We start from the raw sequence: 25910 nt of genomic DNA, 5'->3' as shown, positions 1-25910 counted from the left end.
TACATGAGCTCAGATATTAACGAACTGGAACCGACGCAAAAGCTGAAGTTCTACCAAAAGGGCACGTATACGGTCGGCAACCGCCTCGTCTCCGAGAAGGAGCGTACGGTTCAGGCTTCGCCCACCCGCCCCAACGCCATCAACTCGGGCCACCGGGCCTGCCGTGGTTGCGGTGAAGCGCTTGGCGCGCGCTATGTCATCGACACCGCCATGCGGGCCTGTGACAACAATCTGGTGGTGGTCAACGCCACTGGCTGTCTCGAAGTTTTCTCGACACCCTACCCTGAAAGCGCCTGGCAGGTTGCCTGGGTCCATTCGCTGTTCGGTAACGCAGCAGCCGTCGCATCCGGCATTGCCGCCGCCTACAAGATCAAAGGCCGTCCCGAAGTACGCGTCATCGCCCAGGGTGGCGACGGCGGCACTACCGATATCGGTATGGGCTGCCTGTCCGGCATGTTCGAACGTAACGACGATGTACTTTACGTCTGCTACGACAACGAAGCCTATATGAACACCGGCGTGCAACGTTCAAGTGCGACGCCGCCCGCCGCCCGCACCGCCACCACTGATGCGGTCGGCACCGAACCGGGCAACGTGTTCGGCACCGGCAAGTCGGTACCGCGTATCGCTATAGCTCATCAGATCCCCTATGTGGCGACGGCATCGGTGGCCGACCTACGGGATCTGGAACGTAAAGTGGCCAAAGCGATGAGTATTCATGGTGCCCGCTATCTGCACGTCAGCGTACCCTGCCCGCTTGGCTGGGGTTCGGCCTCGCACGATACCGTGCGGCTGGCGCGGCTGGCGGTGGAAAGCGGCATCTTCCCGCTGTTCGAAGCCGAACATGGCAAGGTGACCGCCAGCCACAAGCTACGCAAGCCGGTGCCGGTGGCGGACTATCTCAAGCCGCAACGCCGCTTTGCCCATTTGTTCAAGAAGCCCGACGATCCGCGCGTTGCCAGAATTCAGGCCATCGCCGATGCCAACATCGCCGAGTACGACCTTCTTTCCCATGAGGGACACGAATAATGGAACATCCTTTTGCAATAACGCTCGATGTCGGCTCGAGCCTTGCCAACCAGACCGGCTCCTGGCGTTCCAGCAAGCCGATCTATCTCGACCGGCTGCCGCCCTGCAACAATGCCTGCCCGGCAGGAGAGAACATCCAGGAATGGCTGTTCCATGCCGAATCCGGTGATTATGAAACCGCCTGGCGCAAGCTGACGATCAACAACCCGCTACCCGCCTGTATGGGCCGGGTCTGCTATCATCCCTGCGAAGATGCCTGTAACCGCGCCAAGATTGACTCGGCGGTTGGTATCAATTCGGTCGAGCGCTTCTTAGGCGATCTGGCCATCAAGCAGGGCTGGAAGTTCGACAAGCCGGCTAAGGAAACCAGCAAGCGCGTGCTGGTCATCGGGGCGGGCCCGTCGGGGCTTTCGGCCGCCTATCAGCTGCGCAAGATGGGTCACACCGTGGTGTTGCAGGATGCCGGCCCCAAGGCGGGCGGCATGATGCGCTTCGGCATCCCATCGTACCGTCTGCCGCGCGATGTGCTCGACGCGGAAATCCAGCGTCTTCTCGACACCGGGATCGAGCTTAAGCTCAACGCCAAGGTTGATAATGTGCTGGCCGCCAAAAGCGACGGCAATTATGATGCTGTGTTCCTGGCGGTGGGCGCCCATATTGGCAAGCGCACCAACATTCCGGCAGGCACTGCGGCGAAAATCGTCGATGCGGTTACTGTGCTGCGCTCGATGGAAGGCGATGACAAGCCGCTCCTGGGCCGCAAGGTCGTCGTTTACGGCGGCGGTAACACCGCGCTGGATGTTGCCCGTACCGCCAAGCGTCTGGGCGCGACCGAAACAATCATCGTTTATCGCCGCAACCGTGAGAAAATGCCGGCCCATGATTTCGAGCTGGAGGAGGCGCTGGAAGAAGGCGTGGTGATGAAGTGGCTTTCCACCATCAAACGCTTTGATGATGACGGCAAGCTGACGGTCGAGAAGATGAAGCTCGACGAAAGTGGCTGGCCGCAGCCGACCGGTGAGTTTGAGACACTGGAAGCCGACAGCGTCGTGCTGGCCTTAGGGCAGGATGTCGATCTGTCACTGCTGGACGGGGTTCCCGGTCTTGTCATCAAAAACGGCGTGGTCGAAGTGAACAAGAACATGATGACCGGCGCGGCAGGGATATTTGCCGGCGGTGACATGGTTCCGTCCGAACGCACCGTCACGGTCGGCATTGGTCATGGCAAGAAGGCCGCACGCAATATCGACGCCTGGCTGAATGGCGGGGCGTACGAGCCCGCGCCCAAACACGAGCTGGCCGAAGCCGATAACCTGAACCCTTGGTATTACACCGATGCGCCGCACACACTGCGTCCGACGCTCGACATGGTGCGCCGCCAGACCACCTTTGAAGAAGTCGTCAAAGGGCTGGACGAGACCAACGCGCTTTATGAAGCCCGCCGCTGCCTTAGCTGCGGTAACTGCTTTGAGTGCGATAACTGTTACGGCGTCTGCCCCGATAATGCCGTGATCAAGCTGGGCCCCGGCAAGCGGTTCCAGTTTAATTATGATTATTGCAAAGGGTGCGGGATCTGCGCCACCGAATGCCCCTGCGGGGCGATCAAGATGGTACAGGAAGAAGTCTGACCACCCACGGTGATCCAGTAAGAAACGGCCGGGTGCGCATGTACCCGGCCGTTTGCCTGTCCGCCGCATGGCTGCAACATACCGAAACACTCAACTTCTGGTATAGAGCTGCCGCAATTGATAAACTGTAACGTGCAGATCCTGTTCCAAAGACCATTTCCTAAAAAACATAGCCCCATGAGGTGGGATGCATGCCGTTTCTGAACTGGTCCGATCAATACAGCGTCGGTATCGCCTTGTTCGATGCTGAGCATCAGCGACTGGTCACCATGGCCAACGAACTGTACGACGCGGTCTTAAGCGGGACGGCGGACGAGACACTGCGACCGATCTATCTCGGCCTGGTGGCCTATTGCTACCGCCACTTTGCCCACGAGGAAGAATTCTTTGCTGTCGCAGGTTACCCCTTCAGCGAAGAGCATAAAGCCAGCCATACCGAGTTACGCTGCGAGGTTGACCATTTTCGCGACCATCTCGTGGATACACCAAAGAACTTACTCGCCATTGAAATGGCCAAATTCATCAAGCAATGGGTGACCAACCACATCATGGTGCATGATCGTAAATATGGTGCGTTTCTGCAAGAAAAAGGCGTGCACTGACCTATTTTCTACCTGACGCCATCGTCATGACGATGAGGATGGTGACAGCAAGCGTCCCCCCACATGAGAAAAACGTTTTTTATGTGCGATCGCTAAAAACCAACCGAGCTTTGCCAGATATTTTACATCATTATCCCTTAAGCAAGGGCACAGGAAACCATCAACACGGTCCGTGCCATGCCCTTCATGCATTGGTCTGATGAATACAGCATCGGCATCGCTTTGTTCGATGAAGAGCATATGCGTCTGGTTGCCATGGCCAATGAATTGTATGACGCGGTCTTTGATGGCAAGTCGGATGAAGCCGTCACCGATGTCTTTCAAAAACTACTCGACTATACCGGCTATCACTTCTCGCGCGAGGAAGCCTTTTTCGTCGAGGCGGGCTATCCCTATGATGCCGCACACAAGGCCCGACATCATGTGCTGAAGCAGCAGGTCATCGATTTCGAGGCGCAGACCCGTGATTTGCCCAAGGAAATACAGGCCCTTGAAATGGCTAAGTTCCTCAAAAGATGGATTGAGATTCACATCCTGAAAGATGATCGCGAATATGGCGACTATCTGACGGCAAAAGGTATCCACTGATCCTTGCAGGCTTCAGCGCCGCGCCCGCGCCGCTACGATGGCACGAAGTGTGTTGATCGCTGGTGACGATGCCAGATTCTCCACCGCAACCGGCTGACGTGTACGCCAGTTGGGATGCTGCCAGGTGGTACCAGGCAGATTGGTTTGCCGCGCCACACCGGTCAGATCATCAAGCTGGCACAGCATCAGTTTTGAGGGTGCCTGAGCCAGATAGAGCTGCACTGCCAGCGCCAGCGCGTCTGACCAGCCCGTGGCCGGGTCATCAGCATTCACCCCATCAGGCAGCAATCCGGCATCGCGGATCTGGTGCAACAAAGTGCGCTTTTCCTCGCCCCGCTCACGCCGGGCAGCGCTTTCGGCCTCGGCATTGGCATATTCGCCGATCCTTGCCCGGGTATCGATATCCACCGCATCAAAATAGCCCCGGAGCGTCGGCAGGTCATGGGTTGATACCGACGCCACCGCGAGCTCGGGATAGTGTTGCGGAGCACGGAACCCGCTGCCTTCGCGCTCAAAATACAACACCCGGCACGACAGCATGTGGGTGGCCGCCATCCGCTCACGATAGCCATCGGGCACGGTACCCAGGTCCTCGCCAATCAGCAAACAACGGTTACGATGACTTTCCAGCGTGGCTATGGCAAACAGATCATCGGCCGGATAGCGCACATAAGCCCCATCCGCCGGTTTGCCACCCACCGGGATCAGAAACAGCCTGAGCCAGCCCATGACATGGTCGATACGCAGAGCCCCGGCATGGCGCATATTGGCCCTGAGCAAAGCAATGAAATGGGCGTAGCCACTGGCCCGCATCCGGGCCGGATTCATAGGCACCACGCCCCATTCCTGCCCCGCCATATTGAATGGGTCCGGCGGCGAGCCAATTGAAAGACCGTGGGCAAACAAATCCTGATGGCACCAGCAATCAGCGCTGGCCCGGTTTACGCTGACTGCCATGTCGTTATAAAGACCCACCGCCATACCACGGGCGGCCGCCACCCGTGACGCGGCGTGGAACTGCACTTCGCACAGCCATTGCAGATATTCAAAATACGCCATGCGGTCTGCCAGCTGGGCGCAGAGCGTGCGGGTCTCCGGCGCATGCGGGTCCTGACATTCCTGTGGCCAGCGACCCCAGTCATGGGTGCCAAAATGCTCGCTTAAAGCCTGAAAGGCGGCAAAGTCGGTCAGCGCCTCGCCTTGGCTATCAACATACTCGCGGAAGGCGGCATAGCGGCCATCTTTGGGGGCCGCACAAAATTCGGTAAACAACTGTTCCAGAACGGTGCGCTTGGCCGCCGCCACAGCAAGATAATCGACATCACCGCCCTGGGCACTCTGTAAGGCCGCACTGATCACCGAGGTGTGCATGAGCTCGGCAACCGTCGTTGAACTGGCAAATTCCGGCACCGCCGTCACATCAATATAATAGGGATTACGAAACAGGCGACTGGCTGGGGAATAGGGGCTGGCATCCGCCGGGCTGTCAGGAAACAACGCATGCAGCGGATTAAGCCCGATGGCGTCACAGCCCGCCCCTGCCGTTGCGTCGACCAGCCGGGTCAAATGACCAAAATCACCGATGCCCCAATCCTCGGGCGAACGCAGCGAATACAGCTGTGTCGAAATTCCGGTAAGCTTGCGGCCCGTAAATTCCGGCGGCAACCACCCCGCCCCCGGTGATACGATCAGGCGCATCACGGCGGGTCCGCCATCGCCGACCTCCAGCCCCTCGAGTGTCAGATCGTGATAGCCCAGCGGAAGTTTGGGTAAATTCAGACGATAATGGATATGATCTCCATCGCGCCCCAGCACGGCAAGCGCGCTCTGGCGCACTTCACCGCGGCGCAGGCCGCCATCTTCCAGCCGTACCGACCAGGCCAGCGTGCGCTCTCCCGCCGAAAGCGCCAGAGGAATCTCGGTTCCGCCCTGATCGTAGAGCACAAAGACCGGTGGCAGCACAGTACGCGCCGCCGTGGCACCAAATGCGCCAAAGGCCGCCAGCAGGGCCCGTTTGGTCACATCCGATGTTTCATGTTGAACCCCATGGATATCCCAGAAACGTGGTTCAATTCCTGCAGCCTCGGCCAGACGGTTAAGGTTTTCATCCATGGAATGGGCGATCCTTTATGACGTACAGAGCAGAACCAGCGAATGGGCATTCAGACTGTAAGACACCCGGACCGGACCGAAATCGGCTAGCGGATCGGTTTCGCTGGTATCAAAAAGCCGGCGCCATTCTATCTGCTCGGGCAGACAAAACGAGCTCATGCCGTGACCGGCGTTAATCAAAAGCAAAAAAGTCCTCGCACCATCGCCCGTGGGGCCATCCGCAGCACCAACATCGCCGGCTTTATCAAACAAAATCCCCAGCACACGGGTTTGCGGATCGCTCCAATCCTCGGGCCGCATGTCGCCGCCACGGCGCGAAACCCAGCGTACGTCCTTGACACCGGCCGCGCTGGTCGCGCCGGTAAAATAATGCGCCCGCCGAAACACCGGATGCGCGGCCCGCAAGCTGACCACGAACTGTACAAAACGCAGGAAACAACTATCCGAATTTTCCCAATCCATCCAGGAGATTTCATTGTCCTGACAATAGGCATTATTGTTGCCAAGCTGCGTGCGGCCACATTCATCGCCCATCAGCACCATCGGGATACCTTGCGATAACAACAAGGTGGCAATCAGATTGCGTCGGTGGGTCAGCCGCGCCGCCAGGATTTTCGCATCCTGAGTGGGGCCCTCCACATCGTGATTGCTGCTGAAATTTTCCGCCGTACCGTCGCAGTTATTCTCGCCATTGACCTCGTTATGCTTGGTCGTGAAACTGACCAGATCAGCCAGCGTGAAGCCATCATGTGCGGTAACGAAGTTGAGACTGGCAGCCGGACCGCGATATCCAAAAACATCACTGGAACCTGCAATGCGCGAGGCAAAGCGCCCGGCCAGACCGCCATCACCGCGCCAGAAACGCCGCATATCATCGCGATATTTATCGTTCCACTCGCTCCATCCCACCGGGAACCCGCCTAAGCGATAACCGCCATAGCCAAGGTCCCAAGGTTCGGCAATCATCTTCATACGGTTTAAAATCGGGTCCTGAGTGATGCAACTTAAGAACGGCGCACCGGGCATGAAATTTCCCTCACCCCGTGCGTTGGTCACGGCAAGATCGAAGCGGAAGCCATCCACCCCCATCTCGGATCCCCAATAGCGCATGGCATCCATCGCCATCTGGACTACCCGGGGATGATCAAAGTTCAGGGAATTACCACAGCCGGTATCATCACGTGGAAAACGTTTGTCGCTACGCGGCGGATAATAGGAAGCATTGTCGATACCACGGAACGAAATTGTCGGCCCCATCACATCGGCTTCACCGGTGTGATTAAATACAATATCGAGCAACACCTCGATCCCGGCATCATGCAGAACGGTGATGGTCTGGCGCAGATCTTCCCGCGCGCCACCGGCCAACAGGCGCGGCTCAATTGCAAAGAACGCAAACGGACTATAGCCCCAATAATCGCACAACCCAGCTTCGGTCAGTCGGCGCGAAGATGCCACCGGATTGACCGGCAATAATTCGACACTGGTGATCGACAATGCCCGTAAGTATGCAACCAGATCGGGATGGCGCAAAGCCGCCGCGGTGCCACGCAATTCCGGTGCAACGGCCAGGTGGCGCATCGAAAAGCCACGCAAATGCATTTCATAAATCACCCGCGACGCATCTGGGGGGCGGGGCCCCGGCGGCAGCGCTGCCTCAAACGGGGCTACCACCCGGCATTTGGGCATCAGATGAGCATTATCTTCTTCACTGTACGACAGATCCCCCTCGGCATCACCGACAATGTAGCCACAATTTAAGGGGTGCCAGACAAAACCGCCGCTGAGTTCTTTCGCATACGGATCAATTAGCAGTTTGTTGGGATTAAAACGATGCCCGGCACCAGGATCATAGGGACCATGCACGCGATAGCCATAATACAAACCCGGCACAGCCCCCTCAAGATAACCATGCCAGATATCGCCGCTGCGTTCAGGCAGCGCTACACGGGCGCTTTCATGGCCATCTACTGCGTCGAACAAACACAGCTCAACTTTGCTGGCATGAGCGGAGAATAGCGCGAAATTCACACCCCGCCCATCAAAGCAGGCCCCCAACCGATAGGGTTCGCCCGCTTTCAGCTTCATGCTGGCGTATCCTTCACCGGCGCCAGTACCAGCACCCCAAGCGGCGGCAGTGTCAAAGACAACGACGCGGTCATACCATGGGCCCCAGTATCAGAGGCCACCACCCCCGCGCCGTTACCAACATCGCTGCCACCATAGAAATGCGAGTCAGAATTAAAGATCTCACGATACGAACCGCCGTGAGGCACACCGATGCAGTAATTCTGGCGCACTACGGGGGTAAAATTGCACACCACCACAACGAAATCATCGGATTTTGCGCCACAGCGCAGGTAAGAAATCACACTGGCATCAGCATCATTACAATCAATCCAGCGAAAGCCCTCCGGTTCGCAATCGCGCTCATAGAGCGCCGTGTTGCCGCGATAGAGATGATTGAGATCCCGCACCAGAGCCTTCATACCAGCATGTTCCGGCCGCTCTAACAGATGCCAGTCGAGACTTTCATCGTGGTTCCATTCGGCACCTTGCGCAAATTCGCCGCCCATAAACAGTAGTTTTTTGCCAGGCATGGTGTATTGGAAAGCATAATAAGCCCGCAAATTGGCGAATTTCTGCCAGGCATCCCCCGGCATCTTATCCAGCAGCGAGCCTTTGCCATGCACCACCTCGTCATGCGAAAGCGGCAGCACAAAATTTTCGGTAAAGGCGTAGAGCAGACCAAAAGTCAGATTATTATGATGGAAGCGACGATGGATCGGCTCCTTCGCCATATAATTCAGTGTATCGTGCATCCATCCCATGTTCCATTTGTAGCCAAAGCCGAGACCGCCAAGATAGGTTGGCCGTGACACCATTGGCCAGGCGGTCGATTCTTCGGCTACCGTCACCGTGTCCGGACAGCTCAGATAGGCCAGCTCATTCAGGCTGCGTAAGAACTGAATGGCTTCAAGATTTTCCACCCCACCATAAATATTGGGAACCCATTCCCCCTCTTTGCGGCTGTAATTTCGGTACAGCATCGAGGCCACCGCATCGACGCGCAGACCGTCAATACCGAATTCCTTCAGCCAGTAAAGCGCATTGGAAAGCAGAAATCCCCGCACCTCGTTCCGGCCGAAATTGTAGATCAGGGTGTGCCAGTCCGGGTGATAACCTTCTTTGGGGTCGGCATGTTCGTACAGATGTGTGCCGTCAAATCCCGCCAGGCCGTGGCTGTCCATCGGGAAGTGCCCCGCCGCCCAATCCAGGATCAGACCAATTCCCGCTTCATGACAGCGTTCAACGAAATGTAAGAAGTCTAGCGGGCTGCCGTGGCGACTGGTCGGCGCAAACAGGGATGTCGGCTGATAGCCCCAGGAACCGGCAAATGGATGCTCGCAAATCGGCATCAGTTCGATATGGGTGTAGCCCATATCCTTGACATACGGCACCAGAGTATCGCCAAGCTCGTCATAACTTAGGGGCTGATTACCGTTTTTTCGCCGCCAGGAACCCAGATGCACTTCATATATAGAGACCGGGGCGGCGCGATGTGACGGCGGACCGGTCAGGGGCTTACGTGCCGGCAGTGCGGCACGAACCATCGATGCAGTTTTGGGCGGACATTCCGCCGCGAGGGCAAAGGGGTCGGCTTTCAGCAGCAGCGCACCCGCATTGGTCTTTATCTCATATTTATAACAACACCCCGCTGTAATACCGGGCAGAAAAATCTCCCAGATGCCTGCACCATGATGCAGTCGCATGATGGAAACCCGGCCATCCCAGGCATTGAAATCACCCACCACGCTGACCCGGCGGGCATCCGGTGCCCAAACCGCAAATAACACCCCCGCCACGCCATCTTTTACAATGGGATGCGCACCCATTTTCTCATAGGCGCGGAAGTAATTCCCTTCAGCATGCAAATAGAGATCCAGATCGGTGAGCGTGGGACCGAAAGCATAAGGGTCCTCAACCTCCCAATCGACACCGTCAAAACTGAAGCGCAGACGATATGCGAAACTTTCATGACGGCCGGCGATGGGGCCGGCAAAAAAACCGGCAGGGTGCACACGTGGCAGCTCGCACAGTATGACACCGCTCGCACTGTCAATCACCGCCACCTTTTGTGCATCCGGACGAAACACCCGAATCTGCATCACGCCGGATTTATCATCCAGATGGGGGCCAAGGACCGCAAACGGATTACCTTCATCCCCTGCGATGATCGCGCCGCAGAGGCGTGCCAATGGAGCCCCCATGCTTTGCTGCGCTGCAGCTAGCGTTGGCAGGGATGCTTTAACCCCAGATTTAGAGTGTTTTTTAGAACTGACAGGCTGGCTGGAAATGACATCGGTAGACATGAGCGCGACCATTGTCGAGATGTGTTTGTATGACTGTGAGGCATCTGGAAAAAATGTCAATTCAGCAGATAGCAGGCACCGATCTGCTTAAATTTTCGTCAAGAGATTCTATTTTTTAGCAGACGGTAAAGAAAATGTTTTCTATGCAGAATATTATATTTTCCAATTGAAGTTGATCACGATCAGTTACCTTTCAGAAACGCCATGTTTAGTGTAGGTTAGTTCAGCCAATAGGACACGGGGTGCACTATGCGGGTTCTGTTTGTAACGTCCGAGGCGTACCCCCTAGCCAAGACTGGCGGGCTAGCAGATGTGTCACGCTCCTTACCGATGGCGCTGGCCGCACGCGGAATTGATGTCCGCATACTGATGCCTGCCTATCCACGCGCCATGACGCGCATCGAAAAATCCCGCATTGTTACACGCATGCCGGAGATGATCGGCGTTGATGATGGTGTCCTGATCGCTGGCAAGATGCCTGATGCCGATATACCGGTCTATCTGGCAGATTCGCCCACCCTATATCGCCGCCCCGGCGGTCTGTATCAGGATGAAAATGGCGCGGTGTGGCCGGATAACGCCCGCCGCTTTGCTTATTTATCACACGCGGCGGCGTGGATTGCTCAGGATAAAGCCAAACTATCCTGGCAGCCCGATATCGTGCATGCTAATGACTGGCACACCGGTTTGCTGCCGCTGATCCTGAAAATGTGCGACGGGCCAAAGCCGAGCACGATCTTTACCACCCACAATATGGCGTTTCAGGGTAACTTCGATGCCGAAGTGCTCGACCATATCGGCATACCCAGTGCCTATTATAAAAGTGGGCAAATCGAATTTTACGGCTGGCTGTCGTATCTTAAAGCTGGCCTGACCTTTGCGGATCGTGTTACCACGGTCAGCCCCAACTATGCGCAGGAAATTCTGACCCCAGAATACGGCTTTGGTATGGAAGGTGTGCTGCAATCACGCGGCAAAAATTTTTCCGGAATTCTTAACGGCATTGACCCAACACTATGGGATCCGTCCGTCGATGCCAATCTGGCGCACACCTATCACCGTGGCAACATTAGTGGCAAACATGTCTGCAAAGCGGATCTTCAGCGCGAAGTGGGATTACCGGTTTCACCAGATACACCGCTGATTGGCTATGTCAGCCGGCTGACCCATCAGAAGATGGCCGACATTGTCGCAGATATCACACAATGGATCACCGAACAGAACGCCCAGTTTGTTTTGGTGGGCGAAGGCGAGCCGGCCATGGAAGCCGCGTTCCTTCAGGCGCAGGAACGCTATCCACAAAACGTTGCCGTATATATCGGCTATGGCGAACCGTTGGCGCATCGCCTGCAGGCGGGAAGCGATATACTGCTGGCACCAGCGCGGTTTGAGCCCTGCGGTCTGACACAGCTTTATGCCTTGCGCTATGGCACAGTGCCCGTGGTACGCCGCACCGGGGGGCTGGCCGATACCGTGGTGGATGCCACAGCCGAAAATTTGAGCCAGCGCACCGCCACCGGTTTTGTTTTTGAACAGCCGGAAAAAGAAGAATTAATTGGCGCACTGGGGCGCGCGATTGATTTGTATCGCGAACCCCTAGGTTGGCGCCGCCTGCAAACCTACGCCATGGCGTTGGACTTCAGCTGGGATGCCAGTGCCGCGCGCTATATCGAACTGTATCGTGATGCCAGTGGCACACCGAGCCTGAAGGTTCCGCCGGTTGCACAAATCCGTGCGCCACAGATTGAAAAAACACGGCAAAACATTGCCTGAGGTCACACGCCTTGTATCGTTGCGTAATGAGTTATGGGTACCTGTATATAAAATGATCTGTCGTTCGGGGAACGCACAGGGTCAGCCACCACTAACGAGAGCTTGAGATGACCCATAAGCAACAAAACACGACCGCAACACTGAAACTGTCCGATACCGACATCCGCATCCGAAGCTATTTGATCTGGGAGCGCGAAGGCAAACCCGTCGGTCAGGCGGAACAGCATTGGTACCGTGCCATTTGTGAATTACAGACCGAGCATCAACCCGCCGCTGAGGCCTCCACCGCGTCAGCCGCTAAATTGGCTGGCAAAGCAGCGGCCAAGGCCGGCACCAAATCCCGTAACCCCGGCACCGGAAAATCCGCACGCCAGGAAGCGCGTCTATAAGTTTTAAGGTGATACGGGTGCGGCGACACCACAAGCCGCCCCGCCATAGCTTGCGCGCCACACCACACCAGACAGGTATAAAACCGCATCATTTTACGTCACAAATCTCGCAGTGCGGGAAAACATGCTTAATCGAGTATAAAATATAGGGTGAGAAACGCCACCGCTACCGATCATGCTTGGAGGGCAAGATGACCTACGAAAAACATCCCACTGTATTGCCGCCGGAAACGATTGAACCTACGGAAGAGGCGATCCGGCTGCGCAGTTATCAGATTTGGGAACGAGAGGGCCGCCCCGAAGGGTGCTCCCAGGAACATTGGGCCTACGCTAAGGCCGAACTGGAGGCGGAAATGCAGGAAGCCTCGCTGGCAGGCATTACCGCCGACATTGTTTTGCCCCGCTTACATGTCTCGACACCGCCAGTACGCAGCGTATCGGAAAAGGTCGATACCGATTTCAACGGGGCAAAATAATCCCTGCCACATTGCTAAAAAAACACCGGCCCGCATATTGCTGCCGGTGTTTTTTAATAGGACTGGATGTGCCTCGCTTATTGCTGCCAGGAGATCAGCGGTAGCTCGGTCGGCAGGAACGCAGCCTGATGATATGGCACGATACGCACCGTGTAATCCTTGATCGGCCGTTCACCGGTTACCACCCCGGCATAAATGAAGCCATTGATCGAACCGGCAATGGCATTATCGCGGTGCAGCACAACGATTTCCGAATTGACGTCAGGCTTGGCATCGGCATAGAGCTCGACCCGGATATGTTCCGGCGAAATCTCGCCCAGGAAAATCGGTACACTGATCTTATCCCCGGTGTCGCTTTCCGCGATCTTGGGTGTGCCAATGTGCAACCCCTGCCAGCGATTGGAAAGAGTTTCCGCCCACTCGTACATCGCTTTGGCCAGCGAACAATTGCCTTTCAGCCGCTCACGCACCGCCAGCGACTGGGGCAGATAGGCACGGTTGACATAATCCTCGATCATCCGCGCGCCACCGAATTGCGAGGTCAGCTGGCTCATGCTTTCACGGATGCGTTTGAGCCACGCCCGCGGCAAACCGTCGGCATCGCGGTCGTAGAATTCAGTAATCAGATCATTTTCCAGAAGATCATACAGGCTCCTGGCATCGTGAACGTCGACCTCCTCGGCCACACCACCATCGCCCGAACCAATGGCCCAGCCAACTTCTGTCGTATACGCTTCGTCCCACCAGCCATCCAATGTTGAACAGTTAATACCGCCATTGACCAGCACCTTCATGCCAGAAGTACCGCAAGCTTCCCACGGCCGCCGTGGCGTATTGATCCAGACATCGACGCCCTGCACCATCTCCTGTGCAATGGCGATATCGTAATCCTCGATGAAGACGATATGGCGGCGGAACTTGTGCTGGCGGGCCAGATTGAGCCATTCCTGGATCATGCCCTTGCCGACATAATCATCCGGATGCGCCTTGCCCGCGACGACAATCTGCACCGGGCGGGTTTCATCCAGCAGCAGCTTTTCGAGCCGCCCCGGATCACTGAGCAGCAGATTTGGCCGCTTATATTCCGTGAAGCGCCGGGCAAAACCCAGCGTCAGCACATTGGGATCAAGCACGCCTTCGGTCTTGCGCACCATATCGGGGGTATAGCCATGCTCGCGCATCTTCTTGGCCAGATTGCCACGCGCCACCTGGACGATGCGCATACGCCCGGCCCCACGCATGGCCCACAAATCTTCATCCGAGACATTAATGACACTGGCACCGGCCGATGGCGGATGACGCCAGCGGTCCTTGCCACAGGATTGAGTCCACAGATCATCGGCACCGGCCGAATCCCAGGTCGGCACGTGCACACCATTGGTAACAAAACCAATCGGCACTTCACAGGATGGCCAGCGGAAGAATAAAGGCTGAAAAATACGACGGCTGACCTCGCCATGTAAGGCACTGACACCCATGCAGATCGCCGAACCCCGGGCCGCAAAGAAGGCCATGTTAAACGGCTCGGACGCATCAGATGCGTCGGCCCGTCCCAGCGCCAGCACATCGGCCATTTTGAGACCGCGGCCACCTAAAGCCCCTTCGACATAGGGCCTGAGATATTTGACCAGAATCTCAACCGGGAAACGGTCAAAGCCCGCCGACACAGGGGTATGGGTGGTGAACACATTGCCAGCACGGGTCGCCCACAGGGCTTCCCAGAAGGTCAGGCTTGAACGCTGGGCCTGCTGATAGGCACGCTCCAGAATAGCAAAAGCCGCATGACCTTCGTTGATATGGCAAATTTCGACATCTGGATGCAGCGCTTCAACCACACGCCAACCGCCGACCCCCAGCACGATCTCCTGCATCAGGCGTAGTTCGGTGCCACCACCATAGAGTTTGGTGGTAATGCCGCGATCCGGCGGACTGTTCAGCGCATCATTTGAATCGAGCAGATACAACTTCACCTTGCCGACCTGCGCCTGCCAGATGCGCAAGGATACCTTGCGGCCGGGCAGATCAATTTCCACCCGAAGCCAGCGTCCGTCCGGCAACACCACCGGCTCGATCGGCATGGCCGAAGGCTCGTTATAAGGATAAAATTCCTGCTGGGCGCCGTTATTGTCGATAACCTGGCGGAAATAGCCTTCCTGATAGAGCAGGCCGACGCCGATGATCGGCACATCCAGATCGCTGGCGGTCTTCAGAAAGTCCCCCGCCAGGATGCCGAGGCCGCCGGCATAGAGTGGCAGGGCCGCGCCCAGACCGAACTCCATACTCAAATAGGCCACACCTTTGACCTTGGACGCCGCCGGGGTCAGCCGGAACCAGCCCGGCGTCTCCTGATACTTTTTATAGGCGTCCGCTGCCGCTTTTAACCTTTCCAGGAATTGTGAATTCCCCGTCAACGCTTTTAAGCGCTCGGTCGAGGCGCTTTGCAGCACGGTCCACGGACTGTGCGTGCGCTCCCAGAGCGTCTTATCTACCTGTTCCCACAGGGCATCCGCCTCGTGGCACCAGGTCCAGCGCAAATCGAGCGCCAGAACTTGTAAAAAGGAAATCTCGTCGGGCAACTTTGGCAGTTGAAGGGCAACCATATTTCCTCAGTCCGCTGTTACGTGTTGCAGGTAAGGTTACGAGGCTACGCCAAGGGCATCGCTATAGGGAAAATCTGAACCACCCCGCCCTTGCCACTACCCCCATTTTACCAAGAGTTGTGACAGCTTTCACCGTAAAGTCTTGGCGTTAGATCATTTCATACCCGGAAAATTCCACCTTAGCACGTAAGCTATGAAATAACCTTAAATAGCTCCTACCAAATGGCGCGAGAATGGGCAGGTTGCTGCCGACAGCCGCTGGCAGCCGCATTGGTACCCGGGGGCATTTAAACGAGGCACTTTGCCACCAGGGCGACAAGTAAAATTGATGCCATCCCCCGTTTACGATGGATGTGGCGCAGAGTATATGATAGCGCTACCAAATCACACGGATTGCTACTAGGATGGTGGCAATTACAAAAAGATAAACTGACAGGGAGCAGACCCAAGGATGTTTCTCGGCATTGATGTCGGCACGTCGAGCGTTAAAGCTGTGCTGATCGACGAAAATGATAAGCTGGTCGCGCAAGGTTCTGGAGCGCTGACCGTCGAACGCCCGCACGCCTTATGGTCGGAACAGGACCCTGCTTCCTGGTGGAAAGCCACCGTGGAAGCGGTTCGCGCCCTACCGGAGAATCACCGCCGCGCGGTCAAAGCCATCGGCCTTTCCGGCCAGATGCATGGTGCCACCCTGCTGGACGCCACCGACAAGCCTTTGCGCCCGGCGATTCTGTGGAATGACGGCCGTTCGGAAGCCGAATGTGCCGAGCTGGAAAGCCGCGAACCCAAATCCCGCGCCATCACCGGCAATCTGGCAATGCCGGGCTTTACCGCCCCCAAACTGGTGTGGGTGGAAAAGCACGAACCGGAAATCTTCGCCAAGGTGAAGACGGTTCTGCTGCCGAAGGATTATGTCCGCCTGAAACTGACTGGCACCAAAGCTTCGGATATGTCCGATGCCGCCGGAACGCTATGGCTGGACGTTGCCAAACGCGGCTGGTCGGATGAGATGCTCGCCGCCACCCACCTTAACCGTTCGCATATGCCTGAAGCCGTGGAAGGCAATGCCCCCACTGGCACGGTGCTGCCTGCGGTGGCCAAAGAGCTTGGCATTCCCGAAGTCGTAGTGGCCGGTGGCGGTGGCGATAATGCCGCCAGTGCCGTGGGCCTTGGCGTGGTGCGCACCGGCGATGCCTTCTTGTCACTTGGCACCTCGGGCGTGCTGTTCGCCGTCACAGACAAATTCCGCCCCAACGCGGAACGCGCCGCCCATGCCTTCTGCCACGCCATTCCGGGGCAGTGGCATCAGATGGCCGTTATTCTGTCGGCAGCGGCCAATCTCGACTGGGTGCGCGACCTGTGTGGCTTCAAGGATATTCCCGACGTGTTCCAGTCGGCTGAAGCCCGCGGCTACAGCAAAGATACGCCGATTTTCCTGCCCTATTTGTCGGGCGAACGCACGCCGCATAATGACCCGACGGCGCGTGGTGTGTTCTTTGGCCTGTCGGCAGCGACCGAAAAAGCCGATTTGGCCAATGCGGTAATGGAAGGCGTGGCCTTTGCCTTTGCCGATGGCCTTGATGTGCTTAAAGAAGCGGGCAGCACCATTAACGACATCACCGTGACCGGTGGGGGTGCACGCATTCCGTATTGGGGTAAGCTACTGGCTTCGGCCTTGGGCAAGCCCATGACATATCGCGAGGGTGGTGAAGTGGGGGCAGCCTTTGGCGCCGCCCGACTGGGCCGCCTGGCGCTGACCGGGGAGAACCCGGCAACCGTTTGCGTCATGCCGCCCGTGACGCGAATTATCGAGCCTGATGCGCAGTTCTCTGAACTTCTGGCTCACCGCCGGCCGTTATACACCGGCCTTTATCAGAACCTCAAAAAAGCTTTTAGGGAGTATGCCATATGAGCCTTTTTTCAGACGTCGCTCCGATCCGTTACGAAGGGCCGGAAAGCACAAACGAGTTAGCCTATAAAGTTTATAACCCGGACCAGATTGTTCTGGGCAAGCGCATGGCCGATTGGCTGCGTCTGACGGTTGCCTATTGGCATTCTTTCAGCTCGAACGGCGCCGACATGTTCGGCGAGGGCACCTGGAATCGCCCGTGGCTGAACGGCGCGATCACTCGTGAAATTGCCGAAAAGCGCGCCGATGCCGCTTTCGACTTCTTCACTCGTCTGGGTACGCCCTATTTTGCCTTCCACGATGTTGATGCCACGGCTGATGCGCACACGCTCAAAGAGCACATCGATAACGTCAAGCACATCGAAGGCGTGTTCGCCAAGAAGATCGAACAGACCAAGGTGAAGCTCCTGTGGGGCACTGCCAACCTGTTCGGCAACAAGCGCTTCGCCGCAGGCGCCTCGACCAATCCCGATCCGGAAGTGTTCGCCTGGTGCGCCGCGCAGCTCAAAGCCATTCTCGAAACCACCCACAATCTGGGCGGTGAAAACTATGTGCTGTGGGGCGGTCGTGAAGGCTATGACACCCTGCTCAACACCGACCTGAAGCGTGAAAAGGAGCATCTGGCTGCCTTCCTGAAGATGGTCGTCGAGCACAAGCACAAGATCGGCTTCAAGGGCACCATCCTGATTGAGCCGAAGCCGCATGAGCCGACCAAGAGCCAGTATGACCGTGACGTTGGCACGATCTATGGCTTCCTCGCCCAGAACGGCCTCGAGAAGGAAGTTAAGGTCAACATCGAAGTCAACCATGCCACTCTGGCTGGCGTTGATTTCGAGCACGAAGTCGCCATGGCGGTTTCGCTCGGCGTCCTCGGCTCGCTCGACATCAACCGTGGCGACCCGCGCAACGGCTGGGATACTGACCAGTTCCCCAACAACGCCCAGGACATTGTCCCGGCGATGCTGGAAGTTATCAAGAATGGCGGCCTGCACACCGGCGGCTTCAACTTCGATGCCAAGCTGCGTCGTCAGTCGACCGACATCAACGACCTGTATATCGCTCACGTTGCTGGCATTGATACGCTGGCCCGCGCGCTGTTGATCGCTGAAAAGGTTATCAACGACGGCAAGCTCGAAGCGGTCCGCAAGGCGCGTTATGCCGGTTGGGACGAAGGTCTGGGCAAGAAGATCGAAGCCGGCGAGTTCACACTGGAAAGCCTGGCCGATTATGCCGTCAAGCACGATGTGAACCCGGCGCCGAAGTCGGGCAAGCAGGAACTGTGCGAACGCATCATTGCCGACGCCTGCAAGATCTAAGTCTTACGCTCTATAAGTTCTCTCTCACTACAACTTACGGCCGCCCTTAACCCGGGCGGCCGTTTTTTTATGCCAGAACCAAGAGTGCATGAACCCACTCGGGCACAAAACAAAACGGCCGCCCCAAGGGCGGCCGTTTGCTGTTAGATCGCAGAGCCGATCAGTTCTGTTCGTGCTTCTTCGACATATCGTGCGCAATGATCATATAGATCGATGGCACAACGAAGAGGGTGAACAGTGTACCAATGGTTAGCCCTGAGGAAATCACGATACCCATGCTGAAGCGTGAAGCCGCACCCGCGCCGGACGCAGTCACCAGTGGCATCACGCCCAGCACCATGGCTGCGGTGGTCATCAGAATTGGCCGAAGACGGATACCGGCAGCTTCTTCAATGGCTTCCCGCTTGGATAGTCCCTGGGTCTGCAGTTCATTGGCGAACTTCACAATCAGAATGCCGTGCTTGGAGATCAAGCCGATCAGTGTCACCAGCCCCACCTCGCTATAGATGTTGAGGCTGGCGCCACCAACACCCAGAGCGATGAAGACCAAAGCACCGGCAATCGACATCGGCACGCTGATCAGAATGGTCAGCGGATCGCGGAACGATTCAAACAACGCTGCAAGGGTCAGGAAGATGATGATCAGCGCGAAGAAGAAGGTCTGCATCAGCGCACTGGATTCCTGCACCTGCTGGCGGGTTGAACCACCATAGTCGAGGCGATAGCCAACCGGCATGACGCTTTCGGCAATTTCCTGCAGCTTGGACAGCGCTTCGCCCGTCGTAATCCCAGGATTCGGGATGGCGTTGATGGTCGCCGCATTCTGCTGCTGGAAGTGGTTGAGGTTCTCCGGCACCACTTCGGTTTTGAAGGTGGCGATAGAGGACAGTGGGATCGAATTCCCACTCGAGTCATTGATGTGATAGTCGCTGAGCTGATTGACATTCAGACGCGAGGTCTGAATCACCTGCGGCACCACCTGATAGGCACGGCCGGAGTAGCTGAAGTAGTTGACATAACCACCGCTCAGCATGGACGACAATGAACCACCGACATCGCTCATGGTCAGACCGTAAGACGCAATCTTGTCACGGTCGAGCATGACACGGACCTGCGGCTGATCATATTTCAGGTCAGAGTCCATATACATGAACAGGCCGGATTTGAGCGCCTGATCCATGATCTGGGCGGCGACGTCGTTGAGCTGCTCGAAGCTCTGTGTCGTCAGTACCGCGAACTGCACACCTAACCCGCGCGGACCCGGCAAAGACTGCGGCTGGAACGCCGCCGCTTTCATACCGACAATGCTGTTCATTTCCATCTGCAGCGGCTGCTGCAGATCCGTCGCGGTACGCTTACGCTCATCCCACGGCTTTAAGACGTAACCCGTGATATTGGTCGAACTGGAGACAATCTGGAAGGCACTTTGCACTTCCGGCATTTTGGTGCCGAGATCATAAGCCTGTTTCTGCCAGATCATGTTCTGACGCAGGGTCGAGGTCGGCGCGGGGGTAAATAGACCAATGACCACGCCCTGGTCTTCCTGTGGCGCCAGTTCACTTTTCGACATAGTGAACAGGAAGTAGATACTGCCGATCACGATCACGGCAAACACCACCACCACTGGCAGCTCGTTCAACGTGCTGCGCAACAGGCGCTTATAATGGTCATGCAACCAGGTGAACTTATCGTCAATAAAGGCGACAAGCTTGTGCTCCCACTGCGATTTCACATCATGATGTGATTTCAGCATGCGGCTGGCCATCATCGGCGACAGCGTCAGGGCCACGATAGCCGAGATCACCACGGCCCCCACCAGGGTGAAGGCGAATTCGGTGAACAACGCACCGGTTAAGCCACCGATGAAGCCGATCGGCACATAGACAGCCACCAGCACCAGGGTCATGGCGATAACCGGACTGCCCAGCTCGCGTGCGCCCAGGATGGCAGCCTCCATAGGAGGTTTACCTTCCTCCAGATGTCGGCTGACGTTTTCCACCACGATGATGGCGTCATCAACCACCAGACCGATGGCCAGCACGAGGGCGAGCAAGGTCAGCAGGTTGATGGTGAAGCCGAACATCAGCATGAAAATGCCGGTACCGATCAGCGATAGCGGAATTGTCGTAATCGGAATCAACACCGCCCGCGGCGAACCCAGGAAGATGAAGATGACGAAGATAACAATCAGAATGGCCTCGATCAGTGTCGATTCCACTTCGGAAATCGAACTGCTGATGAATTTCGAGGAGTCATAGGCAATGGTGGCCGTCAACCCTTGTGGCAACTGCTTTTGAAGTTGCGGCAACAGCTTACGAGCGTCTTGAACCACATTCAGCACGTTGGCTGAAGGCAACACCTTGAGACCGATCATCACCGTCGGGCGGCCATTGAACATGGCGGCCGAGGTATAATCTTCCGCACCCAGCGAAATATTGGCGACGTCGGACAAGCGGACGTAACCACCATTGGTCTCTTTTACGATGAGTTTTTTAAAGGCGTCGATATCCTCAACATTCGTTGATGCCAGCATGTTGACCTGAACCATCTGGCCACGGGTGGAACCCACTGCCGATAAATAGTCATTGCTGGACAGAACGGTGGAGATTTGTTCCGGCGTCACGCCATAGGCGGCAAGCTTGTCGGGTTTGAGCCAGACACGCACGGCAAACCGCTTTTCACCGCGAATTTCGGCTTCCTGCACACCACTGATAGCCTGCATCTGTGGCTGCACGACACGGATCAGATAGTCGGTAATCTTGTTCGGTGGCAGCGTATCGCTGTTGAACGAGATGTACATCGAATCGAGCGTATCGCCGACCGTGATCGAAAGCACCGAACTTTGGGCATCCGATGGCATCTGGTTTTTGACCGAGTTCACCAGCGTGATGATTTCGGACAGCGCCTTGGCCGTATCGAAGTTCAGCTTCAGGTTCACATAGATGGTCGAAGAGCCCATCGCACTCGACGACGTCATGTAGTCGATGCCGCTAGCCTGAGCCACGGCTTTTTCGATTGGCGTGGTGATGAAGCCGGCAATGGTTTCAGCACTGGCACCCGAATAGGTGGTCGAGATCGTGACCACCGCATTCTGGGTTTCCGGGTACTGGCGAATCGACATCGAGGTGAAGGCTTTAAGGCCCAGCACCAGGATGACGAGGCTAACGACGACAGAAAGTACCGGCCGCCGGATAAAGATGTCTGTAAAGCTCATCGCGGTTAAGGCCTAATCGGTTTCTTCTGAGGGGGTCGGATTGATGTCGTTAGGCAACTTGGTTGCGTTGTTGATGACCAGAAGGCTGCCGTTTTTCACCTTGTTGGTGCCGGAGCTGATCACAACATCACCAAGCTTCAGGCCACTCAGGATCGCCACCTGATCACCACGGGTATCGCCGGTGACAACGGTGCGCTGCTGGGCCACCAGCTGCGGCTTACCATTCACAACCTGCTTAGTAACAACGAAGACCATGTTGCCATAAGTGTTATAGGAAATCGCCGTCTGCGGCAGGGTCAGGAAGTTTTGTGGCCGACCCGCATCGATCTTCACCGAGGCAAACATACCTGGCAGCAGTTCCTTCTTGGGGTTCTGCACCATGGCACGCACCTGCACCGTGCGGGTGGTCGTGTCGACGGCCGGATTGATTGCTGCAATCGTGCCTTTGAATACCTTGCCGGGGAACGTGTCGGTGGTGATGTCAACGCGGCTGCCAACCTTGAGCAGAGGCAGCTGCTGCTGCGACGCCTTGAAGTCGACGTAGATCGGATCCAGTTCCTGCAACGTCACCATAGTGGTGCCAGCAGAAACATAGGCACCCAGATCAACCTGGCGAATACCGACGCGGCCAGAGAACGGAGCGACCAGCGTCTTATCTTCAACGGCGGCCTTGGTCGTCTTCATGTTGGCCAGCGCGGTATCAAAATCTGTCTGGCTGATGGCATGGGTCTTGATCAGCTCTACATCACGCTTATAGGTGCGCATTGCCTGCTCCGCCGAAGCCTTTTCAGAATCGACGCGCAGCTGAATAAGAACCTGGCCCTTCTTCACGTCCTGCCCGGCGGTGAAATTGATCTGGCTCACTACGCCGGAGCCGACCGTCGCCAGATCAGCACCCTGCACCGCGTGCAGAGAACCAACCGCGCTAAGCTCGGTCTGCCAAACGGCGCTCTTCACCGTGGTGGTTGCCACTGTGGAGGTTTGCACCATCGATTTCATCGCGTTAGAGATGAGAAGTCCCTTGCCGATGATGAAACCAAAAATCAGCACCAGCACGATGATAACCAAGCCAAGCATGGTAACCATGCGCTTGGTCAGGAAACGGGAAGCAGAAGGCGGTAACGCCCGTTGCACGGCACCCGTCAGGCGATCTGATTTCGATTCATATATACCAGGCATATTCGATCTCTTGCAGCAGGACACGCCGTCCGATTTCCGACGCGGCGCAGTCGGTAGGGAGTGAAAGAGCTATTTACAGGCACCACCCTTATACAAACAAGGCGGTCCGTCGAAGAATTATAATGTAGACAACGGTAAAGATATGACAACTTTACCAAAGTTTGACTTTAGCATCAGAAACACCATCCTTTTCTGACACAAATCACGAAAAAGAGAGCGGGACTTACACTGTGTAAATCATATAGGTACGTTCTGGGCTAAAACCAGTCGAGGTCGCCGGTGGCATCCCACGGCACTTCCGCAGCTTCGGGTTTGTCCTTGCCAGTATAGGCAGAATAGAGCCGCTGGCGAATTTTATGGAACGGAACATCCTCAATCATTAAAAGGATATTCTGGGCGGCATCGCGGCCCTCATCCGACAACCCCTGCTCGATACCTTTCAGAAGACGCGCCTGCGCCAACGCGCTTTGCGCAAGAAGATCAAAGGATTGCAAGTCACAGATGTGACGACTGCGAACACCGTCAACTTCATCAGATGATAAGGTTTCGCCCAGCCGGACGATTTCGCAGACCAGCGCATACAATTCGTCCGCGACAGAACTGAGTAGCGCCAATAGCGCTTCCTGTTCGTCCCCGGATTTTGTTGCTGCCGGCTTGTTCATGGCCCCTCTCAGAACAACTCGACATCGTTGGTGGCAACCTGAGGCACATGCTTGGCTTCGGTGATTTCCGTCTCCACCAGCTTCCTCTTGTCCGCCCGCACCGCCAGCTGACGCGCACGACCGGTCAGAGGCCAATACTGTATCCGCCGCGGCGAGGTCCCGCCGACATCACCACCGATAACCAGAATACCTTCGTCGGCCAGATATTTTTTTGCGAAGGCAGAATTGCGCGAGCCGACATCTGAAAGTTGCGCCAACACATTGGCACCGCCGAACAGCTTCGCCTCAAATCTCTTGCGCTGACCGCCGAGTTTAATCAACCCGTTGATCAGCATTTCCATGGCATTCACACCGAAACGACGAGCATCTTTGTCATCACCACTACCCTCGGGTAGCAGAAAATGATTCATACCACCGATCCCGGCAATCGGATCACGGATGCAGGCGGCGATGCATGACCCCAAAATCGTGGTCAATACCTCGTCCCCCGTCCCGGTGACATACGAATCCCCTTGCATAATCTGAATATGCCAACTGCGATCCTGCGGGTTAAAAAAACGCCGCAGTTCCTCGCCATTAGCATCCAGATTTGCAGGGGATGGTGCCATTAGGTTAGCGCTCCGAAGACCTGTTCCAGCTTCAACTTTAGCGTGGCAACAGTAAACGGTTTCACCATGTAATTGTTGGCGCCGAATTTTGCTGCATTCTGCACCAACTCTTTATCGGCACGGCCGGTCAGCAGAATAAACGCCGTCGACTTCATCGCCGCATCCGCCCGCACAGCTTTCAGGAACTGCAACCCGTCCATATCGGGCATGTTGAAGTCCGAGAATATGACGTGTGCGCCTTGTCCTTTGAGTGCGGCAAGCGCATCGGTCGGACCGGCGTAGTCACGTATATCCGTCACACCGATTTGTTGCAGACTGCTGCGGACCAGTGTGCGCATCGTCAACTGGTCGTCTACAACGACTGCCTTGATTTTAGCCGCCGCTGGCATGACGCACTCCCCTTTCATTCCGGCCCTTGCACAAACGCAGGATTTCTGGACCGATTTTTTCTAGCGGCAGTTGGTTCTCTACCGCACCAATTTCAAAGGCCACGCGCGGCATACCATAGACCACAGATGAGGCTTCATCCTGCCCAAGGGTTGCAGCGCCGACCTGACGCATCTCTAATAAACCAGACGCACCGTCACGCCCCATGCCGGTGAGCTGGACACCAATAGCCCGTTCCTTGACGTGACGGGCTACCGAGCGGAACAGAACATCCACCGACGGGCGGTGGCCATTAACCGGGTCCGCATCAACCAGGCGGCAGCGATAGGTGCCAACGCCCGAAACTTCCAAATGTTGTTCACCACCCGGCGCCAAATAGATGTGCCCCGGAGCCAGGGTGGCACCATCAACCGCCTCGGCGACCTTTGGCCGGCACAGCCGGTCAAGCCGGTTGGCAAACGAGGTGGTGAAATGCGCTGGCATATGCTGGGTAATCACCGTAGGCGGACAATTCGCCGGGAAGTGCGATAACACTTCAATCAAGGCCTCGACACCGCCGGTCGATGAACCGATAGCCACCAGGCTGTTACCCGGATCAAACGGCACGTCACTGGCGGACGGAGCCGCCGGAGGCTGATGCGGCGTAGAACGCGGACGGACATGGGCCTGGGCCGCATTCTTAACCTTTTCGATCAGCTCGGCACCACCGGCTTCCAACAGCGCGACGACATTCTCGGTCGGCTTAGCATAGTAGTCGATAGCACCCAATTCGAGCGCCGCCAGGGTGACTTCGGCACCCTTCTGCGTCAGGGTTGAAACCATGACCACCGGCTGCGGCCTGAGGCGCATAATCTTTTCAAGGAATTCGAGGCCGTTCATATGCGGCATCTCAACATCCAGCGTGATGACGTCGGGATTGAGATCCTTGATCATCTGCCGTGCCACCGATGGCTCCGGCGCCGCACCCACGACCTGAATTTCAGGATCCGCAGACAACACTGCAGTTAGCAGACGTCGAATGGTTGCAGAGTCGTCAACGATGAGGACGGTTATTGGCTTCATTTT

19 protein-coding genes are annotated in these 25910 nt (G+C 56.5%); 9 read left to right on the top strand and 10 right to left on the bottom strand.

The features are described from left to right. Nucleotides 1-3 precede the first annotated feature (3 nt). The 4 genes from ACZ5RI_RS04090 (at nt 4) to ACZ5RI_RS04075 (ending at nt 3847) form a co-directional block, all read left to right on the top strand. On the top strand, nt 4-1029 hold the full coding sequence (locus ACZ5RI_RS04090) for a thiamine pyrophosphate-dependent enzyme (RefSeq protein ID WP_464514833.1): 1026 nt from the start codon (nt 4-6) through the stop codon (nt 1027-1029). Next, nucleotides 1029-2657, top strand: a complete 1629-nt coding sequence (locus ACZ5RI_RS04085) for an NAD(P)-binding protein (RefSeq protein ID WP_464514832.1) — start codon at nt 1029-1031, stop codon at nt 2655-2657. The genes ACZ5RI_RS04090 and ACZ5RI_RS04085 overlap by 1 nt, the downstream gene beginning before the upstream one ends. 191 nt (nt 2658-2848) lie before the next feature. Next, a complete protein-coding gene (locus ACZ5RI_RS04080) occupies nt 2849-3259 on the top strand; it encodes a bacteriohemerythrin (protein ID WP_464514831.1) in 411 nt (136 codons plus the stop codon). Between the two features lie 177 nt (nt 3260-3436). Next, entirely contained in the window at nt 3437-3847 is a 411-nt protein-coding gene (locus tag ACZ5RI_RS04075) for a bacteriohemerythrin (protein ID WP_464514830.1), read from the top strand. Between the two features lie 12 nt (nt 3848-3859). On the opposite strand, the gene malQ is transcribed toward ACZ5RI_RS04075, so the two are convergent. Genes malQ through glgB form a run of 3 tightly spaced genes read right to left on the bottom strand, consistent with a single transcriptional unit; the run spans nt 3860 to nt 10230 of the window. Continuing rightward, the gene (malQ, locus tag ACZ5RI_RS04070) at nt 3860-5959 is read right to left on the bottom strand and encodes a 4-alpha-glucanotransferase (protein WP_464514829.1); all 2100 of its coding nucleotides are present in this window, start codon (nt 5957-5959) and stop codon (nt 3860-3862) included. 15 nt (nt 5960-5974) lie between these two features. Then, the gene (gene glgX / locus ACZ5RI_RS04065) at nt 5975-8047 is read right to left on the bottom strand and encodes a glycogen debranching protein GlgX (protein ID WP_464514828.1); all 2073 of its coding nucleotides are present in this window, start codon (nt 8045-8047) and stop codon (nt 5975-5977) included. Then, nucleotides 8044-10230 carry a 1,4-alpha-glucan branching protein GlgB gene (glgB, locus tag ACZ5RI_RS04060; protein WP_464514827.1) on the bottom strand — a complete coding sequence of 729 codons (2187 nt, stop codon included), beginning with the start codon at nt 10228-10230 and terminating at the stop codon, nt 8044-8046. The genes glgX and glgB overlap by 4 nt, the downstream gene beginning before the upstream one ends. A 351-nt stretch (nt 10231-10581) precedes the next feature. Between glgB and glgA the strand changes: the two genes are divergently transcribed. From glgA to ACZ5RI_RS04045, 3 genes are all read left to right on the top strand, one after another. Further along, complete coding sequence (glgA, locus tag ACZ5RI_RS04055; protein WP_464514826.1) at nt 10582-12105, top strand: glycogen synthase GlgA; 1524 nt, start codon at nt 10582-10584, stop codon at nt 12103-12105. Between the two features lie 107 nt (nt 12106-12212). Next, the gene (locus ACZ5RI_RS04050) at nt 12213-12494 is read left to right on the top strand and encodes a DUF2934 domain-containing protein (protein WP_464514825.1); all 282 of its coding nucleotides are present in this window, start codon (nt 12213-12215) and stop codon (nt 12492-12494) included. Between the two features lie 191 nt (nt 12495-12685). Beyond that, on the top strand, nt 12686-12970 hold the full coding sequence (locus tag ACZ5RI_RS04045; protein WP_464514824.1) for a DUF2934 domain-containing protein: 285 nt from the start codon (nt 12686-12688) through the stop codon (nt 12968-12970). Nucleotides 12971-13047: 77 nt separating this feature from the next. Here ACZ5RI_RS04045 and glgP read toward each other — a convergent pair whose 3' ends face one another. After that, complete coding sequence (gene glgP, locus ACZ5RI_RS04040) at nt 13048-15570, bottom strand: alpha-glucan family phosphorylase (RefSeq protein ID WP_464514823.1); 2523 nt, start codon at nt 15568-15570, stop codon at nt 13048-13050. A 451-nt stretch (nt 15571-16021) separates the two neighbouring features. Here glgP and xylB point away from each other — a divergent pair, with 451 nt between their 5' ends. Together xylB and xylA are read left to right on the top strand one after the other, a co-directional pair. Then, nucleotides 16022-17482, top strand: coding sequence for a xylulokinase (gene xylB / locus ACZ5RI_RS04035; protein ID WP_464514822.1), 1461 nt, complete (start codon nt 16022-16024; stop codon nt 17480-17482). Then, nucleotides 17479-18795 carry a xylose isomerase gene (gene xylA, locus ACZ5RI_RS04030; RefSeq protein WP_464514821.1) on the top strand — a complete coding sequence of 439 codons (1317 nt, stop codon included), beginning with the start codon at nt 17479-17481 and terminating at the stop codon, nt 18793-18795. Before xylB ends, xylA begins: the two co-directional genes overlap by 4 nt. A gap of 160 nt (nt 18796-18955) precedes the next feature. Here the strand turns inward: xylA and ACZ5RI_RS04025 are convergent, their stop codons facing one another. From ACZ5RI_RS04025 to ACZ5RI_RS04000, 6 genes are all read right to left on the bottom strand, one after another. Then, nucleotides 18956-22009 (bottom strand): efflux RND transporter permease subunit, encoded by a 3054-nt coding sequence (locus ACZ5RI_RS04025; RefSeq protein WP_464514820.1) that lies wholly within the window; start codon nt 22007-22009, stop codon nt 18956-18958. 12 nt (nt 22010-22021) lie between these two features. Then, complete coding sequence (locus tag ACZ5RI_RS04020; protein WP_464514819.1) at nt 22022-23188, bottom strand: efflux RND transporter periplasmic adaptor subunit; 1167 nt, start codon at nt 23186-23188, stop codon at nt 22022-22024. A 257-nt stretch (nt 23189-23445) separates the two neighbouring features. Continuing rightward, nucleotides 23446-23850, bottom strand: a complete 405-nt coding sequence (locus ACZ5RI_RS04015) for a hypothetical protein (protein WP_464514818.1) — start codon at nt 23848-23850, stop codon at nt 23446-23448. Nucleotides 23851-23858: 8 nt separating this feature from the next. Beyond that, nucleotides 23859-24368 carry a chemotaxis protein CheD gene (locus tag ACZ5RI_RS04010; RefSeq protein WP_464514817.1) on the bottom strand — a complete coding sequence of 170 codons (510 nt, stop codon included), beginning with the start codon at nt 24366-24368 and terminating at the stop codon, nt 23859-23861. 89 nt (nt 24369-24457) lie between these two features. Then, nucleotides 24458-24847: a response regulator gene (locus ACZ5RI_RS04005; RefSeq protein WP_464514816.1), complete on the bottom strand. Its 390-nt coding sequence runs from the start codon at nt 24845-24847 to the stop codon at nt 24458-24460. Beyond that, nucleotides 24831-25907 carry a protein-glutamate methylesterase/protein-glutamine glutaminase gene (locus tag ACZ5RI_RS04000; RefSeq protein WP_464514815.1) on the bottom strand — a complete coding sequence of 359 codons (1077 nt, stop codon included), beginning with the start codon at nt 25905-25907 and terminating at the stop codon, nt 24831-24833. Before ACZ5RI_RS04000 ends, ACZ5RI_RS04005 begins: the two co-directional genes overlap by 17 nt. Between the last annotated feature and the right edge of the window lie 3 nt (nt 25908-25910).

The sequence above is a fragment of the Micropepsis pineolensis genome (assembly GCF_055392125.1).
Note: the sequence above shows the minus strand (reverse complement) of the source record. Positions and strands in the feature narration are given on the sequence as shown.